The organism is Nocardioides luteus (genome assembly GCF_014648595.1).
GTDB lineage: Bacteria > Actinomycetota > Actinomycetes > Propionibacteriales > Nocardioidaceae > Nocardioides > Nocardioides luteus.
This window is the reverse complement of the sequence record NZ_BMRK01000024.1, coordinates 43,983-61,595: the sequence shown is the minus strand read 5'-3', so window position 1 is coordinate 61,595 and position 17,613 is coordinate 43,983. Positions and strand designations below refer to the sequence as shown.

At 70.4% G+C, this 17,613-nt stretch carries 15 protein-coding genes; 7 read left to right on the top strand and 8 right to left on the bottom strand.

Features of this window, described 5'->3' with window-relative positions:
* Positions 1–147: 147 nt before the first annotated feature.
* Entirely contained in the window at positions 148–696 is a 549-nt protein-coding gene (locus IEY81_RS21425) for a GNAT family N-acetyltransferase (RefSeq protein ID WP_189120519.1), read from the top strand.
* Here IEY81_RS21425 and IEY81_RS21420 read toward each other — a convergent pair.
* The 3 genes from IEY81_RS21420 to obgE form a co-directional block, all read right to left on the bottom strand.
* The gene (locus IEY81_RS21420; RefSeq protein WP_189120518.1) at positions 675–1,646 is read right to left on the bottom strand and encodes an endonuclease/exonuclease/phosphatase family protein; all 972 of its coding nucleotides are present in this window, start codon (positions 1,644–1,646) and stop codon (positions 675–677) included. The genes IEY81_RS21425 and IEY81_RS21420 overlap by 22 nt on opposite strands.
* Positions 1,643–2,755: a glutamate 5-kinase gene (gene proB, locus IEY81_RS21415; protein WP_189120517.1), complete on the bottom strand. Its 1,113-nt coding sequence runs from the start codon at positions 2,753–2,755 to the stop codon at positions 1,643–1,645. Before proB ends, IEY81_RS21420 begins: the two co-directional genes overlap by 4 nt.
* Positions 2,756–2,857: 102 nt before the next feature.
* Positions 2,858–4,396, bottom strand: a complete 1,539-nt coding sequence (gene obgE / locus IEY81_RS21410; protein ID WP_189120516.1) for a GTPase ObgE — start codon at positions 4,394–4,396, stop codon at positions 2,858–2,860.
* Between the two features lie 56 nt (positions 4,397–4,452).
* On the opposite strand from obgE, the gene IEY81_RS21405 reads away from it, so the two are divergent.
* On the top strand, positions 4,453–5,307 hold the full coding sequence (locus tag IEY81_RS21405) for an LLM class flavin-dependent oxidoreductase (protein ID WP_189120515.1): 855 nt from the start codon (positions 4,453–4,455) through the stop codon (positions 5,305–5,307).
* A gap of 78 nt (positions 5,308–5,385) precedes the next feature.
* On the opposite strand, the gene rpmA is transcribed toward IEY81_RS21405, so the two are convergent.
* Both rpmA and rplU read right to left on the bottom strand, forming a co-directional pair.
* Entirely contained in the window at positions 5,386–5,643 is a 258-nt protein-coding gene (gene rpmA / locus IEY81_RS21400; protein ID WP_189120514.1) for a 50S ribosomal protein L27, read from the bottom strand.
* A gap of 31 nt (positions 5,644–5,674) precedes the next feature.
* Positions 5,675–5,977: a 50S ribosomal protein L21 gene (rplU, locus tag IEY81_RS21395; RefSeq protein WP_189120529.1), complete on the bottom strand. Its 303-nt coding sequence runs from the start codon at positions 5,975–5,977 to the stop codon at positions 5,675–5,677.
* Between the two features lie 319 nt (positions 5,978–6,296).
* Between rplU and IEY81_RS21390 the strand changes: the two genes are divergently transcribed.
* The 5 genes from IEY81_RS21390 to IEY81_RS21370 all read left to right on the top strand — a co-directional run bounded on the left by IEY81_RS21390 (position 6,297) and on the right by IEY81_RS21370 (position 11,896).
* Positions 6,297–7,103, top strand: coding sequence for a DeoR/GlpR family DNA-binding transcription regulator (locus IEY81_RS21390; protein ID WP_189120513.1), 807 nt, complete (start codon positions 6,297–6,299; stop codon positions 7,101–7,103).
* 140 nt (positions 7,104–7,243) lie between these two features.
* Positions 7,244–8,623 carry an ABC transporter substrate-binding protein gene (locus IEY81_RS21385; RefSeq protein WP_189120512.1) on the top strand — a complete coding sequence of 460 codons (1,380 nt, stop codon included), beginning with the start codon at positions 7,244–7,246 and terminating at the stop codon, positions 8,621–8,623.
* Positions 8,623–9,582: a carbohydrate ABC transporter permease gene (locus IEY81_RS21380; protein ID WP_189120511.1), complete on the top strand. Its 960-nt coding sequence runs from the start codon at positions 8,623–8,625 to the stop codon at positions 9,580–9,582. The genes IEY81_RS21385 and IEY81_RS21380 overlap by 1 nt, the downstream gene beginning before the upstream one ends.
* On the top strand, positions 9,579–10,421 hold the full coding sequence (locus tag IEY81_RS21375; protein WP_189120510.1) for a carbohydrate ABC transporter permease: 843 nt from the start codon (positions 9,579–9,581) through the stop codon (positions 10,419–10,421). The genes IEY81_RS21380 and IEY81_RS21375 overlap by 4 nt, the downstream gene beginning before the upstream one ends.
* Positions 10,418–11,896, top strand: a complete 1,479-nt coding sequence (locus IEY81_RS21370) for a mannitol dehydrogenase family protein (RefSeq protein ID WP_189120509.1) — start codon at positions 10,418–10,420, stop codon at positions 11,894–11,896. The genes IEY81_RS21375 and IEY81_RS21370 overlap by 4 nt, the downstream gene beginning before the upstream one ends.
* Here IEY81_RS21370 and IEY81_RS21365 read toward each other — a convergent pair.
* The 3 genes from IEY81_RS21365 to IEY81_RS21355 form a co-directional block, all read right to left on the bottom strand.
* Positions 11,817–12,260: an ArsR/SmtB family transcription factor gene (locus tag IEY81_RS21365; RefSeq protein WP_229788063.1), complete on the bottom strand. Its 444-nt coding sequence runs from the start codon at positions 12,258–12,260 to the stop codon at positions 11,817–11,819. The two genes, IEY81_RS21370 and IEY81_RS21365, sit on opposite strands and share 80 nt — an antisense overlap.
* 182 nt (positions 12,261–12,442) lie before the next feature.
* Positions 12,443–15,976, bottom strand: coding sequence for an Rne/Rng family ribonuclease (locus tag IEY81_RS21360; protein ID WP_189120527.1), 3,534 nt, complete (start codon positions 15,974–15,976; stop codon positions 12,443–12,445).
* 412 nt (positions 15,977–16,388) lie between these two features.
* Complete coding sequence (locus tag IEY81_RS21355) at positions 16,389–17,585, bottom strand: winged helix DNA-binding domain-containing protein (RefSeq protein WP_189120508.1); 1,197 nt, start codon at positions 17,583–17,585, stop codon at positions 16,389–16,391.
* Positions 17,586–17,613 lie beyond the last annotated feature (28 nt).

Genomic DNA, 17,613 nt, shown 5'->3' with positions numbered 1-17,613 from the left:
GTGACCAACGTATTGACCGGGTACACCTAGCGGCTCCGGCGGCTCGACCGACGTGCGGGCGAGGTCTCGACAAGCTCGATCACCGAGAACCAGGTCTCGACAGGCTCGCCCACCGGAGACCCTCGATCTCCGCTACCGTCCAGACGCATGAAACCCCTCGGCGACGTGCCCTGGCCGCCGGAACCGATCGTCACCGACCGTCTGGTCCTTCGGCAGACCAAGGGCGAGGACAGGGCGGGGCTGGCGGAGCTGTTGGGGTCGGAGATCGTGCAGGCGTACCTCGGCGGGCCGCGGTACACGGTCGAGGAGTTGGAGAGGTTGATCCCGGAGGATCCCAACACCAGGCCGGGGATCTTCGCGGTCGAGCACGAGGGCGCGTTCGTCGGGCGGATCACGGTGCAGCGGCGCGACGGGGCTTGGCCGCACCACGTACGCGAGGAGAAGGACGAGGTCGAGATCGGGTATGAGTTCCTGCCCGAGACCTGGGGTACGGGCATAGCGACCGAGGCCACCAGGGCTGTCCTCGGCTGGATCGAGGAGACGCTGCCAGGCGAGCCGGTCGTACTGACCACCCAGGTCGCGAACGAGCGGTCGCTGCGGCTGGCACAGAGGCTCGGGTTCGACGAGGTGGAGCGGTTCAGCGCGTACGGCGCGGAGCAGTGGTTCGGGGTGCGCTATTCAGGCGTGCCGAGGTAGGCGACCAGGCCGAGGTGGTCGGAGCCGGGGACCTCGACCGTCTCGGTCGCCAGCGCGACCAGGGCGTCGCTGATGAGCACGTGGTCGATGGCGATCGACGGCGGGAGAGGTACGCCGGCGAACCCCTCGGTCGGCCAGGTGGGCTGCCATCCGGCGTTGCTGGCGCGGGCGGCGTCTTGGAGGTCGGCCTCGTCGAGCAGGTGCCGGAGGGTGTGGTGGTCGAGGGAGGCGTTGAGGTCGCCGAGGAGCAGGTCCGGCTTCTCCGCCACTGCCGCCTCGATGAGCAGCTCCTGCTCGGCGGGCCAGGAGGCGAACGTCGGAGCCGCGGGGTGGGCGACGATGACCCGCCGCTCCCCCACGTCGGCGGCCCACGAGCCGGTCTTCGTCTCGATCCGGCGCGGCTTGGTGATCAACCGGTCGGCGAAGAGCATCGTGCCGGTCGTGCCCGGCGCGGCCTCACCGATCCGGTAGGGCAGCAGCCGGTGGAGCGAGGTCGAGAGCTTCGCGAAGGCCGCCGGAGTGATCTCCTCGACAGCCAGCACGTCGACCTTGTGACGACGCACCGCATCGACCACCGCATCGGTGTCACCTTTGCCCTCATAGAGGTTGACCGTCATCACGGTCAGCGGCTCCCCGGCGCTCGTGGAACGGGCACCTGCGTGCATCGGCGCCTGCCAGGCCACATGCACAGCGAGCAGCAACGCCGCGACCCCGGCGACGACGAGGAACCGCACCCGCCCACGGTCGACCGCCAGCCACGCCAGCACCAGCAGCGCGATCAGGCACAGCGCGTACAGCACGACGCCGAACGGCGCGAACGCCGCCAGCCGCACCGCCCGCAGGTCCGTGCTCGCCAGCGCCCGCGAGATCGTGATGGCAAGCGCCGGCAGACCGCAGAGCACGAGCACGCCCCAGGCCAGCGCCAGCGGCACCCACCGAGCTCGACTCACAGCACGACCAGATCGTCGCGGTGGATGACCTCCCGAGCGTACGCAGCCCCGAGGTTGGCCTCGAGATAGCCGGAGGACCTCCCGGCCAGCCGCGGGATCTCGTCGGCGTCGTAGTTCACCAGGCCGCGCGCGACGGCCACGCCCGACGGGTCGACGACGTCGACCGGGTCACCGGCGTGGAACGTGCCGGAGGACCCGGTGATGCCGGCCGCGAGCAGCGAGGCACCCCGGCGGCTGATCGCGGTGACCGCGCCGGCGTCGACGGTGATCGAGCCGACCGGCTCGGTCGCGTGCTGGAGCCACAGCAGCCGCGCCGGGCGGCGCTTGCCGACGGCGTGGAAGAGGGTGCCGACCGGGTCGCCCGCCAGCGCGGCACCGGCCTGCTCGGCAGCGGTCAGCACGACCGGGACGCCGTCCGCCACCGCGATCCGCGCCGCCTCGAGCTTGGTCTCCATCCCACCGGTGCCGACCCCGGCCGCGCCGGCCTTGCCGATGGTCACCCCGGAGAGGTCGTCGAGCGAGGCGACCTCGTCGATCCGCTGCGCGCCCGGCTGGCTCGGCGGCGCGTCGTAGAGCGCGTCGACGTCGCTGAGCAGCACCAGCAGGTCGGCCTTGACCAGGTGGGCCACCAGCGCGGCAAGCCGGTCGTTGTCACCGAACCGGATCTCGGAGGTGGCCACGGTGTCGTTCTCGTTGACGATCGGCAGCACCCCCAGATCGAGCAGCTTCGAGAGCGTCGCGTCGGCGTTGCGGTAGTGGGCGCGCCGGTTCACGTCATCGACCGTGAGCAGCACCTGACCTGCGATGATGCCGTGACGGGCGAGCTCGTCGGTGTAGCGGTGGACCAGCAGACCCTGCCCAACGCTCGCCGCCGCCTGCTGCTTGGCCAGCGCCCGCGGACGCTTCGCCAGACCCAACGGCGACAGCCCGGCCGCGATCGCCCCGGAGGAGACCAGCACGACCTCCTGCCCCGCGGCGCGCGACTTGGCGAGCACGTCGACCAGCGCACTGACCCGGTCGGGATCGATGCCTCCGGCGGCCGTCGTCAGCGACGACGACCCGACCTTGACCACCACCCGGCGTGCCCCGGTCACGACCTCGCGCTGCACCGATCCCCCTCGTACGTCCTGGTCCTCCGTCGCCAGATGCTACCGGCGCGGCCGCCGACCGAGTGGCCGTGGCCACCAGGCGGAGGCGTGTCCTGCCGGCGACTACTCGCCGGGATCGTTCTCGGCCCAGTCGCTGTCCGGGTCGTCGTCCCCGCCGATCTCATAGGCCACGGGGCCGGCCCCGTCGCGCAGCCGTCGGGCGACATCGGCCCGGGCCTCGTACTCTTCCTTGGTCTCCATCCCGGCGTCGATCTCACGTCGCCGCGAGGCGGACGGGCGCTCCTCGTAGAAGCGCTGGTCCTCGCCGCGGCGGCCGAGCATCTCGGCTCCGGTCTCGATCGAGGGGCGGAAGTCGAAGACGACCGCGTTGGCCGGGTCGCCGATGATGACGGTGTCGCCCTCCTGCGCACCCAGCTCGACCAGGCGCTCCTCGACCCCGAGCCGGTTGAGCCGGTCGGCGAGGTAGCCGACGGCCTCCTCGTTCTCGAAGTCGGTCTGCCGCACCCAGCGCTCGGGCTGCGGGCCACGGACGAGGTATTCGCCGTTCTTGGACACCTTGACGGTGAAGCCGTTCTTGCCCTCGGCGCCCTCGGGGCGCAGCACGATCCGGGTCGGCGCGACCACGGGTACGTCCTTGCGCGAGGCGGCCACCAGCTCGGCCATCGCGTAGATTAGCTGCTGGGTGCCCTCACCGGAGGCGGCCGAGATCTCGAAGACCCGCAGCCCGCGCTTCTCGAACTCGCCGATCGTCATCTCGGCGATGTCGCGGCCGTCGGGGACGTCGACCTTGTTGAGCGCGACCAGCCGCGGCCGGTCCTCGAGGCCGCCGTGGCGGGAGAGCTCGTTCTCGATGACGTCAAGGTCGTCGATCGGGTTGCGGCCCGGCTCGATGCTCGCGGTGTCGATGACATGGACGAGCGCAGCGCAGCGCTCGATGTGACGCAGGAACTCGTGGCCGAGGCCGCGCCCCTCGGCGGCGCCCTCGATCAGGCCCGGCACGTCGGCGACGGTGAAGGTGATCTCGCCGCCCTTCACGACCCCGAGGTTGGGCACCAGCGTTGTGAACGGGTAGTCGGCGATCTTCGGCCGCGCCCGCGAGATCGCCGCGATCAGCGACGACTTGCCGGCGCTCGGGAAGCCGACCAGACCGATGTCGGCGACGACCTTGAGCTCCAGGCCGATCTCGCGCGCCTCGCCGGGCTCGCCGAGCAGCGCGAACCCGGGCGCCTTGCGCTTGGAGGAGGCCAGCGCCGCGTTGCCGAGACCACCGCGGCCGCCTTCGGCGACGACCAGCTCGGAGCCGGGGCCGACCAGGTCGGCGAGCACGCGGCCCTGCATGTCGGTCACCACGGTCCCGTCCGGCACCGCGAGGATCAGGTCCTCGCCGTGAGCGCCGTTGCGGTGACCGCCAGCGCCCTGGCCGCCATTCTCCGCCTTGCGCTTGGGACTGTGGTGGTAGTCGATCAGCGTGGTCACGTCGGGGTCGACGCGCAGGATGATCGACCCGCCGGGGCCGCCGTTGCCGCCGTCGGGACCGCCGAGCGGCTTGAACTTCTCGCGGTGGACGGACGCCACCCCGTGTCCGCCGCGGCCGGCCTCGACGTGGAGGGTGACGCGGTCGACGAAGGTGGGTACAGCCATGCGCTCACCTTAAGGCCGACCCCGCGGGTCTGCCGACTCGGCACTAGGTTGAGTCCATGCGAGTAGGAACAGTGATGTGGCCGATCGAGGACTGGCCGGCGATGGGCGAACGCTGGGTCCAGGCCGAGCAGCTCGGCTTCGAGACGGCGTGGGTCTACGACCACCTGGCCTGGCGCGGGCACAGTCCCTGGGACGAGGCGTTCACGTCGATGGCCGCCGCTGCGGCGCTCACCTCGAAGATCCGCCTCGGCACCCTGGTCACCACCCCCAACTTCCGTACGCCGATCCCGACCGCCGCGGCGATCCGCAGCCTCGACCGCATCTCCGGCGGACGCATCACCATCGGCGTCGGCGCCGGCGGCGACGACCACACCTCCGACGGCGACGTGCTCGGCCGCGAGTTCACCCCGCGCGAGCGCGCCGACCGGTTCGCGGAGTGGACCCGCACCGTCGACCGGCTGCTGCGCGAGTCTCCGGTCACCATCGACGGCGAGCACTGGCAGACCCGCGAGGTGAGCGTCTCCCCCGGCCAGGTGCAGCAGCCGCGAACGCCGCTGTGGCTGGCCGCCAACGGACCGCGCGGGATCAGGCTCACCGCCGAGGTCGGTGACGGCTGGATCGCCAACCCGCACGGCGAGGACCCGAAGGCGTACGTCGCCCAGCGGGTCGAGATGCTCCGGGAGGCCTGCGAGAAGACCGGGCGTGACTACGAGACGCTGCCGAAGCTGTTCATGTCCGGGTTCACCGACGAGCCGTGGACCGAGTCGCCCGACGCATTCGAGGACATGGCCGGCTCCTATGCCGAGATCGGCATCACCGACGTCGCGCTCCACTGGCCGCGAGAGGGCAGTCGCTGGGAGCTCTCGCAGGAGGTCTTCGAGGCGATCGCCGAGCGCGCCGCCCAGCTCTGACCGGCTCGGACACAGGCCGAAATAGCCGAAAGGGCGCTCCCCCTCGGGGGAGCGCCCTTTCGAGCAAGAGCTATCGAATCAGGCGTCGCCCGGAACAATGTTGATCACCCGGCGGCCGCGGCGCTTGGCGAACTCGACCGCGCCCGGCTGCAGGGCGAACAGGGTGTCGTCGCCACCACGGCCGACGTTGGTGCCGGGGTGGAAGTGGGTGCCACGCTGGCGGACGATGATCTCGCCGGCGCCGACGACCTGGCCGCCGAAGCGCTTCACTCCGAGGCGCTGGGCGTTGGAGTCGCGACCGTTCTTGGTGCTTGCCGCACCCTTCTTGTGTGCCATCTCTTCAGTCCTTTAGGAGTCTCGACGCCGATCAGGCGTTGATCGCGGTGACCTTGACCTGGGTGTACTTCTGACGGTGACCCTGGCGCTTCTTGTAGCCGGTCTTGTTCTTGTACTTCTGGATGATGATCTTCGGGCCCTTGGAGGCACCGACGATCTCGCCAGCGACCGAAGCCTTGTCGAGGCCGGTCGTGGTGACGTTCTCACCGTCGACGAGCATGACGACGGGCAGCGTGACCGCAGCACCGGCCTCGCCGTCGAGTCGGTCGATCTCGATGACGTCGCCGACAACGACCTTCTGCTGCTTGCTGCCAGCCTTCACGATCGCGTACACCGCGGTCTCCTTCATGCTCCGAACTCAAAGTCTTGTGTCTACCCGCGGCAGCTCGCACATAAGTGATCACTGGACCCCGAAGCGATAGGTGCCAGCGGTTGCCTGCAGGAACGGCGCACTGCGCACGCCGAGGGTCAATAGTACGTACGCGGCCAGGTAGCCGCAAAACGCCGCGACACCACTCGCCCGGACGCTGTCAGGACGCCGTCATGCCGCTTACCCCCGCCAGCATGCCCGAACCCACCCCCGACCACAATCGGGCGCCCGGTTCGGCCACCGGCGGTGCGAACCGGGCACGGTTCCGGGCATGATGGCGGTCATGACGACGACCGAACCGTCGCCCGCGAGCCCGGGAACAGCCGAGCGGAGCGCGGAGGCCAGGCAGGAGGAGATCCTCGCGCGCGCCCGCACGACGGGCCGGGTCATGGTCACCGAGCTCGCGCCCGAGCTCGGGGTGAGCGTCGAGACGGTCCGGCGCGACCTCAAGGTGCTCGCCGACCGCGGCGTCGTCGAGCGCGTCTACGGCGGCGCGGTCGCGCTGGAGAGCGGCAGCTTCGAGACCTCGCTGGAGTTCCGGGCCGGGCGCGACATCGACGAGAAGCACCGGATCGCCCGGGCGGCGCTGCAGCACCGCCACGGCGCCGAGACGATCTACATCGACGAGGGCACCATGCCGCAGTTCCTCGCCGAGGAGCTCCTCGGCCAGGGGCCTGCGACGATCATCACCCCCTCGCTCCCGGTGGCCACCCGCCTCTCCGGCGACCCCGACCTCACCGTGATCGTCCTCGGCGGCCGCGTACGCACCATCACCCGCGGTGTCGTCGACCAGTGGGCCACCCGGATGCTGAGCGACCTGGTGATCGACCTGGCCTACATCGGCGCCAACGGCATCTCCCGCGAGCAGGGCCTGACCACCCAGGACCCGTCGGTGGCCGCCGTCAAGCGCACCGCGATCGAGCGCTCCCGACGGCGGATCTTCTTCGGCGCCCACACCAAGTTCGGCGCCTCCAGCCTCTGCCGCTTCGCGGGCGTACGCGACTTCGAGGCCCTCATCACCGGCACCGAGCTGCCCTCGAGCGAGGCCCGCCGGTTCGCCGCGCTCGGGCCGCGCGTGATCCGCGCCTGACGGCCTCTCGGAAGGCTCCGAGACCGGGCAGAACCGGGCAGGAACCGGGCAGTGCCGCGGCCTTGACCGGGCTAGGGGGTCAGCCCGAAATTACGCCATCGTGGTTCGTGACCACAGTCACACTGCGAGGAGGCAGATCGATGCGGGTACGGAGACGGACCTCCGCAGCGCTGACGGCGCTCTCGATGGCCACGGTCCTGGTGACCGGGTGCGGGACGACCGGCGGGTTCGGGGCCGGCGGGACGAGCGCGGGCGAGCACAGCATCACGGTGCTGATGGTGAACAACCCGCAGATGCTCGAGCTCCAGGAGCTCACCAAGGAGCACTTCACCGAGAAGACCGGGATCGAGGTGAACTTCGTGGTCAAGGTGGAGCAGGACATGCGCGACACCGCGAGCACCGAGTTCGCCAACCAGTCCGGCATCTACGACGTGGCGACGCTGTCCAACTTCGAGATCCCCTACTACGCCGAAGCCGGCTGGATCTCGGACATGGAGAGCATCGCGAACGATCCCGAGTTCGACCAGGACGACATCCTGCCGCCCATGACGGAGGCGCTCTCGGCGAACGGCAAGGTCTACGGCCAGCCGTTCTACGGCGAGTCGTCGTTCCTGATGTACCGCAAGGACCTCTTCGAGAAGCACGGCCTCGAGATGCCGCCCAACCCGACCTGGGAGCAGGTCGCCGGGTACGCCGCGAAGATCAACGAGGCCGAGCCCGACATGCGCGGCATCTGCCTGCGCGGCCTGGCCGGCTGGGGCGACAACCTCGCCTCGATCACCACGGTGGTCAACACGATGGGCGGCACCTGGTTCGACGAGGACTGGAACGCCCAGGTCAACACGGGCGGCTTCAAGAAGGCCGCCAACTTCTACGTCGACCTCGTCCGCGAGCACGGCGAGGCCGGGGCCGCCACCTTCAGCTTCCCGCAGTGTCTCAACGCCATGCAGCAGGGCAAGGTCGCGATGTGGTACGACGCGACCTCCGGCGCCGGCCCCATGGAGGCAGCTGACTCGCCGGTCAAGGGCAAGGTCGGCTACGTCGCCGCCCCGCACGACCAGACCGAGAACGCGGGCTGGCTCTACACCTGGGCGTGGGCGATCCAGAAGGCCTCGCTCCACCAGGAGGACGCCAAGGAGTTCGTCGCCTGGGCCTCCAGCAAGGAGTACGAGGAGCTGGTGATGGCCGACACCGAGCACGACACCGGCGGCCCGGCCAACGTCCCCGCGGGCAAGCGCGCCTCGACGTACGAGAACCCCGAGTACCTCGAGGTCGCCGGTACCTTCGCGACCCCGACCATGAACGCGATCAAGAACGCCAGGGCGGACGACCCCGGGGTCCAGAAGCGGCCCTACAACGGCATCCAGTTCGTCGGCGTCCCCAGCTTCACCGACTTCGGCACCGAGTGCGCCAAGCAGCTCTCCAGCGCGATCTCGGGGTCGAAGACGACCGACGCGGCACTCGACCGATGCCAGGCTCTCGCCCAGGCGTACGGCGACATCCAGAAGGAGAAGCAGTGATGGCCTCCGTGACCGCACCAGCTCCGACGACCGTGGAACCGGTGGCGACCCGGCCGCCGGAGGAGTACAAGAAGTGGGGCCGGGAGTCGTGGAAGCTGCGCGCTCCGCTGATGCCGGCGCTGGTCTTCCTGATCGTGGTGACCCAGCTGCCGTTCGTGGCGACGCTCGTGATGTCGTTCATGGACTGGAGCGCCCAGCCTGACGCCGAGGGCCGCAGCTTCGCGGGCTTCGACAACTTCAAGACGGTCTTCACCACGCCCGCCTACCGCTCCGCGGTCCTGAACACGATCGAGATGACCGTGGTCATCGTCGGGGTGAGCGCGCTGCTCGCCCTCGGCATCGCGCTGCTGCTCAACCACGCCTTCATCGGCCGTGGTGTGGTGCGCACCATGATGATCGCGCCGTTCCTGATCGTGCCGATCGCGGCCGCGGTCTTCTGGGGCAACGGCATCCTGATGACCGGCTTCGGCCTCGTCGACGGCGTGCTCGGTCAGCTCGGGGTGCCGGGGGCGCAGGACATCGCGTTCCTCACCGACCATCCCAAGCTCGCCATCGAGATCGAGCTGATCTGGCAGTGGACGCCGTTCATGATGCTGATCCTGCTCGCCGGGCTGCAGTCGCAGGACCCCGAGGTCCTGGAGGCGGCCAGCATCGACGGCTGCAACTCGTGGCAGACGTTCGTGCACATGACGCTCCCCCACGTACGCCGTTATCTCGAGCTCTCCATCGTGCTCGGCACGATCTTCATCGTCCAGAACTTCGACACCGTCCTGGGCATGACCGGCGGGCTCAACTCCACCAACATCCCCTACGCCGTCTACGAGACGTTCTACTCGGCCAAGGACTACGGCGTCGCCTCCGCACTCGGCGTCGTCGTGGTGATCGGCTCGCTGATCGTCGCCACCTTCGCCCTGCGCGTGGTGTCTTCCCTGCTGACCGACGAGGAGGCAGCCCGATGAGCACGAACACCTGGAACCGGCAGCGGGTGGCGAAGATCGCCATCCCGATCGCAGCATGGCTGGTCGGCATCATCTTCGTGATCCCGATCCTCTACATGGTGCTGACCTCGCTGCACGCACCGCACGACGCCCAGACCTACCCGCCCAGCTGGGGCGCGCCGCTGACGCTCGACAACTACAGCGGCCTGTTCACCTCGGCCAACCCGATCACCCCGGCCCTGATCAACTCGGTGATCACCAGCGTGATCTCGACGCTGCTGGTCCTCGCGCTGGCCATCCCTGCTGCGTACGCCCTGGCGATCAGGCCGGTGAAGCGGTGGTCGGACGCGATGTTCTTCTTCCTGTCGACGAAGATGCTGCCGATGGTCGCGGGGATCCTGCCGATCTACCTGTTCACCACGCAGGTCATCAAGATGCCCGACAACGTGATCGTCCTGATCCTGCTCTACACCGCGATGAACCTGCCGATAGCGGTCTGGATGATGCGCTCGTTCCTGGCCGAGGTGCCGCCCGCGATCATCGAGGCGGCCTCGATCGACGGCGCCAGCACGATGCGCATCCTGACCCGGATCGTGGCGCCCATCTCGATGCCGGGGGTCGCGGCCACCTCGCTGATCTGCTTCATCTTCGCGTGGAACGAGCAGCTCTACGCCAAGGTGCTGACGTCGGTCGCCGCGCAGACCGGTCCGGTCTTCGTGAACACGCTGATCCAGACCGAGCACGCCTACCTCGCCGAGCTGGCGGCCGGGGCGACGCTGATCTCGCTGCCCGTGCTGATCGCCGGCTTCGCGGCTCAGGACAAGCTGGTCCAGGGTCTCTCGCTGGGGGCGGTCAAGTGACTGACGCCCGACGACTCACGACGGCCCGGCTCGGCGAGCTCTCCGCATCGGTGTCCGTCCCCGCCTACGACCGCTCCGCCGTCACCCCCGGGATCGTGCATCTCGGGGTGGGTGGCTTCCACCGCGCCCACCAGGCGCGCTACGTCGACGACCTGCTCGCCTCCGGCGTCACCGACTGGGGCATCGTGGGCGTGGGGCTGATGTCCCAGGACGTACGCATGCGGAACGCGCTCGCCGCCCAGGACCACCTCTACACGCTCGTCGAGCGGGCTCCGGACGGTGGCGTGCAGGGGCGGGTGATCGGCTCGATCATCGACTACCTGTTCGCGCCCGACTCCCCCGAGGACGTGCTGGCGCTGCTCACCGACCCGCAGATCCGCATCGTCTCGCTGACCATCACCGAGGGTGGCTACCACGTCAACCAGGCCACCGGCGGCTTCGACGCCTCCGACCCCGCCATCCAGGCGGACCTGCAGCCGGGTGCGGTCCCGTCGACCGCGTTCGGCTACGTGGTGGAGGCGCTGGCCCGGCGGCGTACAGCCGGGGTGGCTCCGTTCACCGTGATGTCGTGCGACAACATCGCCGGCAACGGCGAGGTCGCCCGGGGCATGATGTCGGCCTTCGCCTCGCTGCGCGACCCCGAGCTGGGCGAGTGGATCGGCTCCGAGGTGGCCTTCCCGAGCTCGATGGTCGACCGGATCACCCCCGCCACCACCGACGCCGACATCGACGAGGTCGGCTGGCGGTTCGGCATCGAGGACGCCTGGCCCGTGGTCAGCGAGCCGTTCACCCAGTGGGTGCTGGAGGACCGCTTCCCGCAGGGACGGCCGCCGTTCGAGCAGGCCGGGGTCGAGATGGTGCCCGACGTCGAGCCGTACGAGCTGATGAAGCTGCGGCTGCTCAACGCCAGCCACCAGGCGCTGTGCTACCTCGGCTACCTCTCCGGCTACCGCTACGCCCACGAGGTCTGCACCGACCCGCTCTTCGTCGACTTCCTGCTGGGCTACATGTCGCAGGAGGGCGAGCCGACCCTGCCGGAGGTGCCGGGAGTGGACCTGGCGGGATACCAGCGCGAGCTGATCTCCCGCTTCGCCAACCCCCACATCCGCGACACCCTGGCGCGGCTGTGCGCGGAGAGCTCCGACCGCATCCCGAAGTGGCTCGTGCCGGTGATCTCCGACCAGCTCGCCGCCGGCGGCTCGGTGCGGCGCTCGGCGCTCGTCGTCGCCTCCTGGGCGCGCTATGCCGAGGGCACCGACGAGCAGGGCGCCCCGATCGACATCGTCGACCGGCGCCGCGCCGAGGTGATGGCCCGCGCGAACGCGCAGCGCGAGGACCCCCTCGCCTTCCTCCGCGACCGCGACCTCTTCGGCGACCTGGCCGACCAGCCCGGTTTCACCGAGCCGTACGCCGAGGCGCTGGCCTCCCTGCACGAGGTGGGCGCCCGGAAGACGCTGGAGACGTGGGAGCAGTGACCGGCCCGTCCGTAGGTCGCAGCTCGGGTCCGGCCAGCTCCTCGCCCAGCGCCGTACGCCAGTAGAGCACCTCGCGTCCGGCGCGGCGTCGCATCACCGCGCCGGCGTCGAGGAGGACGCGCAGGTGGTTGCCGACGGCACCCACCGGCAGCCGGGTGAGTGCCGCGAGCTGGGTGGTGGACCGGGGCGCGTCGAGGAGAGCGAGCACCGTGGCGCGGTTGGGGCCGATGAGCCGGGCGAGCGCCCGGCCGGGGTCGACGCCGTCGCCGCCGGTCCTGGCGAGGGCTCCGGCGACCGGGTAGACGATCGCGTAGCGCTTCGGCAGGTCCCAGGCCAGCCACGAGCCGTCGCTGTGGACCGGCACGAAGGAGATCTCGTGGGCCTCGGAGAGGTCGCGAGAGGGGAGGTCGTGCCCTACAGCCCGGGTGCGCTCGCGGGCCGCCGAGAAGTCGAAAATCGACGCCGAGAGGTCGATTTCTGACGCTGAGTGGGTCCACTCGTTGTCAGAAATCGACCTCTCGGGCTCAGAAATCGACCTTTCGGGGGTCAGTCGCGGCTGGCGCCGCCGCGGGTGCGGGTGACGACCTTCGGCGGCGGGGTCGACGCGGTGCCGTTGCTCGGAGCGGGAGCCTCCGACTTGGCCGCGGTCATCACCGCGCCCTCGCCGGTGCTGACCACCTCGCGGCGGGCGCCGCGACGCTGGCGGGTGACCACCTTGGGCTTGGAGTCGACCGGCTCGGCCGCAGTCGCCTCGGCGGTCTCGGGCTCGGGCTTCGTCGGCTCCTGCTCGGGGGCCTTGGGCGCGGCCTCGGGCTCGGGCGTGGGCTCGGGCTTCGGCTCGGTCTTGGCGGCAGGCTTCTCTGCGGCAGCCTTCTCGGTGACCGGCTTCTCCGCAACCGGCTTCTCGGCGGTCTTGTCCTCGGCGGGCTTCTCCTGGTCGGAGGAGCTGCCGACGACAGCGGCGAGGACCGGGCGGCCGGTGTTGGCCGTGCGGCGGGTGCGGGTGCGCGTGGTGACCTTCGGGGCCTCCGGCTCGGCCGGGGTGTCGGTGCCGGTCTCGACCGAAGCCTCGCTCGCGGCCCCAGCAGCCTTGGGCTCGGCCTTGGGCTCGGCCTTCGTCTCCACCGCGGTCTCGGCGGGCTCGGCCTGGATCGCCTTGGACCGGCGCGAACGCTTGCGCGTGGTGGTCTTCGGCGCCTCGACCTCCGCAGAAGCGGTCTCGGCAGGCTGGGCAGCCTCGGCCGCCGGAGCTTCCTCCGCCTTCTGCGAGGCCGCGGCCTCGTTGGCCTCGCCCTGCTTGGCCATGGCGGCGAACTCGGCAGGCGTCGGCGTCTTGGCGGACTCCTCGGCAGCGGGCTCGTTGCGGTGCTCGGCGCCGGACTCGTCCTTGCCCTTGCCCTTGCCGCGGCCGCCACGACGGCGCGAGCGCGGCTCGTCGGGAGCGACGCCGGAGGACTTGCCGGGCTCGACCGGGTGGTCGTGGATGACGAGACCGCGACCGCTGCAGGCCTCGCAGTTCTCGGAGAAGGCCTCGAGCAGACCGGTGCCGATCCGCTTGCGGGTCATCTGCACCAGACCCAGCGAGGTGACCTCGGCGACCTGGTGGCGGGTGCGGTCACGGCCCAGGCACTCGACCAGGCGCCGCAGCACCAGGTCGCGGTTGGACTCGAGGACCATGTCGATGAAGTCGACGACGATGATGCCGCCGATGTCGCGCAGCCGGAGCTGGCGCACGATCTCCTCGGCCGCCTCGAGGTTGTTCTTGGTGACCGTCTCCTCCAGGTTGCCGCCCGAGCCGGTGAACTTGCCGGTGTTGACGTCGACGACGGTCATCGCCTCGGTGCGGTCGATGATCAGCGACCCGCCGGAGGGCAGCCAGACCTTGCGGTCGAGACCCTTGGCGATCTGCTCGTCGATGCGGTACGCGGCGAAGGCGTCGGCCTCGCCGTCGTACTTCTCCACGCGCTCCTCGAGGTCGGGGGCGACGGACTGGACGTAGTCCTTGACGGTCTCCCAGGACTTCTCACCCGAGATGACCAGCTTGGCGAAGTCCTCGGTGAACAGGTCGCGGACGACCTTCAGGGTCAGGTCGGGCTCACCGTAGAGCAGCTGCGGCGCGTTGCCGTTGGCCTTCTTCTCGATGTCCTCCCAGCGGGCCTTGAGACGCTCGACGTCGCGGGTCAGCTCCTCCTCGGCGGCGCCCTCCGCGGCGGTGCGTACGATCACGCCGGCCGTGTCGGGGACGATCTCCTTCAGGAGGGACTTGAGGCGGTTGCGTTCGGTGTCGGGCAGCTTGCGGGAGATGCCGGAGGTGGTGCCGTCGGGGACGTAGACCAGGAAGCGGCCGGCCAGCGAGATCTGCGAGGTCAGGCGGGCGCCCTTGTGGCCGATCGGGTCCTTCGTCACCTGGACGAGCACCTTCTGGCCGGAGGTCAGCACCGACTCGATCTTGCGCGGCTGACCCTCCTTCCAACCGAGCGAGGCCCAGTTGACCTCACCGGCGTAGAGGACCGCGTTGCGGCCCTTGCCGATGTCGATGAAGGCGGCCTCCATGCTGGGCAGCACGTTCTGGACGCGGCCCAGGTAGACGTTGCCGATCAGGCTGGTCTGCGACTCGCGGGCGACGTAGTGCTCCACGAGCACCTTGTCCTCGAGCACGGCGATCTGGGTGAGGTCCTCGCGCTCGCGGATGACCATGACCCGCTCGACCGACTCGCGGCGGGCCAGGAACTCGGCCTCGCTCACGATCGGGGCGCGACGGCGACCGGCCTCGCGGCCCTCGCGGCGGCGCTGCTTCTTGGCCTCGAGGCGGGTCGAGCCCGACAGCGCGGTGATCTGGTCCTCGCCGGTGCGGCTCTGGCGGACCTTGGTGACGGTGTTCTCCGGGTCGTCCCCGGCATCGCCCGAAGCCTCGCCCGCGCGGCGGCGGCGACGACGGCGGCGCGAGGAGCTGCCGCCCTCGCCCTGCTGGTCGGCGTCGGCGTCCTTGCCGGAGTCGTCGCTCTCGGCCTCTGCACCCTCCGAGCTGTCGTCGTTGTCGTTGGAGTCGGAGCCCTCGGCGTCGCCGTTGGAGCCCTTGCGCCGGCGGCGACCACCACGACGGCGGCGACGACGGCCGTTGCCGCCACCCTCACCGTCGTCGGAGGAGCTGTCGTCGGAGCCGTTCTCGCCGTTCTCGGTGGCGGTGTCGGAGCCCCGGTCGGCGGACTCGGTCTCGGTCGCCTCCTCGGCGGCCTTCTCCTCGGCGGGCTTCTCCTCGGCGGGCTTCTCCTCGGCGGGCTTCTCCTCGGCGGGGGCGGCGTTGCGTACGTTGCGCTTGCGGCTCCGGGTCGGAGCCTCCTCCGTCGGCGCCTCGGCGACGGGCTCAGGGGCGGCCTCGGCGGCGGGCTCGGTGGCCTGCGGCTCCTCGGCGGGCTTCTCGGGCTCCGCGGCAGGCTTGGGCTCGGCCGTCTTGCGCGTGCGGCGGCGGGTGGTGGTCTTCGGCGGCGCCTGGAAGAGCACCGCGGGAGCCGCGGGACCGGACTGCTCGGCCTCGGTCTGCTCGGTCTGCTCGGTCTCCGGGGCGGTCTCGGCCGGGACCTCCGCAGCGGGGGTCTCGACGGGCTCGGCGACCGGAGCGGCGGTCTTCTTGGCAGCCGCCTTCTTGGTGGTCCGCTTGGCGGCGGTCTTCTTCGCCGCGGTCTTCTTGGCGGGAGCCTCGACGGCCTCGGCCGGAGCCTCGGTCACGGCCTCCGCCGGAGTCTCAGCCGGAGTCTCGCTCGCTTCGGTGATCTCGACCTCGGCCGCCGCAGGAGCCGTCTTCTTGGTCGTACGCTTCCGGGTGGTCTTCTTCGCCGCGGTCTTCTTCGCGGGAGCCTCAGCAGTCTCCTCAGCAGGAGCCTCGGTGGTCTCCGCCGGGGCGGCAGCGGCCTTCTTCGTGGTGCGCTTGCGCGTGGTCTTCTTCGCGGTGGTCTTCTTCGCCGGGGTGGTCTCGGCGGTCGCTTCCGCGTCGGTGGTGGGGGTGTTCGGGGTGTCGGTCACCGGAGTCTGCGGCTGTTCAGCGCCGGGCTCGGTGTTCTCGACAGTGGTCTCGTCGGCCATGCCGTTCTCCTCATCCAGGACCTTCACAGGTGCCGGATAGTCAGGTGCCGGGAAACGGGCGCTGCGCAGTATCGAACTTTTTCCACGTAGCAGCCGCGTCCGCGGCGCAAAGCTTGTCAGGGCGGCGGCATCCTCCGCAGCGGTGCGTCACAAGCGGCGGTTCATCACCTGCCGCGGTCGCTCGGCCGTCCGGGACCTTCCCGGGCGAGTCGCTCTCACTGACCTGCTAGGCCTGCGTCGCGGTCTGGTGACGACCTACCTCCTGCGTGCCGGAGCGGGGCCCCGGAGGGTCCACGCCGGCGAGGCGTCGTCGGACTGCACCTTCCTCGGGTCGGGCCCGAATGTTTGAGCAGTCGTCTCGGAGTATCGCATACACCCTGTCAACAGACCGATATCCGGACGTCAACGATGCTCAGGGAAGCGGTGCTTCCTTCATCTGCCGCGACTTGTAGACGTTCACGATCTGGACACCGTCGAGCCACTCGGTGAGGCGCTCGGCCTCGGTGGCCAGCGCCTTCGTCCCGGCGTCGCCGATGTCGTGACGGACGATCGGGTGGACACGGCCGTCGTCGTCCTGTGCCCAGGCCCCGACGATCCGCCCGTCCCACCAGGCGGTGTTGCCGGCGTTGCCGTTGGAGTCGAAGAGGTACGCCACGTCCTCGGCGTCCAGGTAGAAGCCGCGTTCCCGCCAGCCCATGACGGTGGGGTCGAGCGTCGGCGCCAGCGCCGCCCACGGCTCGACGTCAGGCTCCGGCGTGTCGACGATCGGGTCGTCGGGGAGCACCCACCCGGCGGCCCCGCTCTCCAGCCCGACCTGCACGGCACCGACCGCGGCGAGGGCGGCTCGCACGGCCGTCTTGGTCGACCCGAGCCACCAGACCAGATCGGCCTCGGTGCCCGGCCCGAAGGTGCCCAGCCAGCGCCGGACGAGCTCCGCGTAGCCCTCGGCAGGCGTGAGCGGTGTCGGCGTCTCGCCGAGCCAGGTCTCGGCGAGCGTCCAGCTGGGCTTGTTGAGCCGCCAGTGGCCGAGGTTGGTCGCCCGCATCAGCCGCCCCTGGGCGGCGAGGGTACCGATCACCCAGCGCCCGATCACGAACTCCCCGCCCCACTTCTTCTCCGGCGTCCCCATCCGGAAGCGGGTGTCGAGCTGAGGCACCAGCTCGCGCAATTGGGTCGTGGTGCGCGGCTCGCCGTCGGCCAGTGCGGCCAGCGTCGCCGCGTACGCCTTCTCGATCCACGCGTCCTGGTCGTCCTCGACGCCGCCCGCGGTCAGCCACTTGTGGAGGTTCTTCTCCTCCCCTGCCGCGGCCCGCGCCGACGCGCTCCCGAGGGCGGCGGGCAGCAGGTCTCGCGGGAAGGCGAAGAGCGTGCGCCGCATCGCCACCTGCTTGACCAGCGACCGCTCCTCGTAGAGCGCCCGGTCGACGTCCTCGACGCTCAGGTCGTGGACGCGTGCGTGCAGCGCGAGGTGGACTGTCGCCGCCTCGGTCGCGTGCCACACGGTCATCGCCTCGGTCGCGGCCGCGACGTCGGCATGTCTGTGCTCGGGGGCCAGACCGTGCCGGCGAGCCAGCCGCGCCCGGCGCTCACGATCGGTGACCGTTCTCATCGGCAGTCTCGTCGGCAGTCTCGTCGGC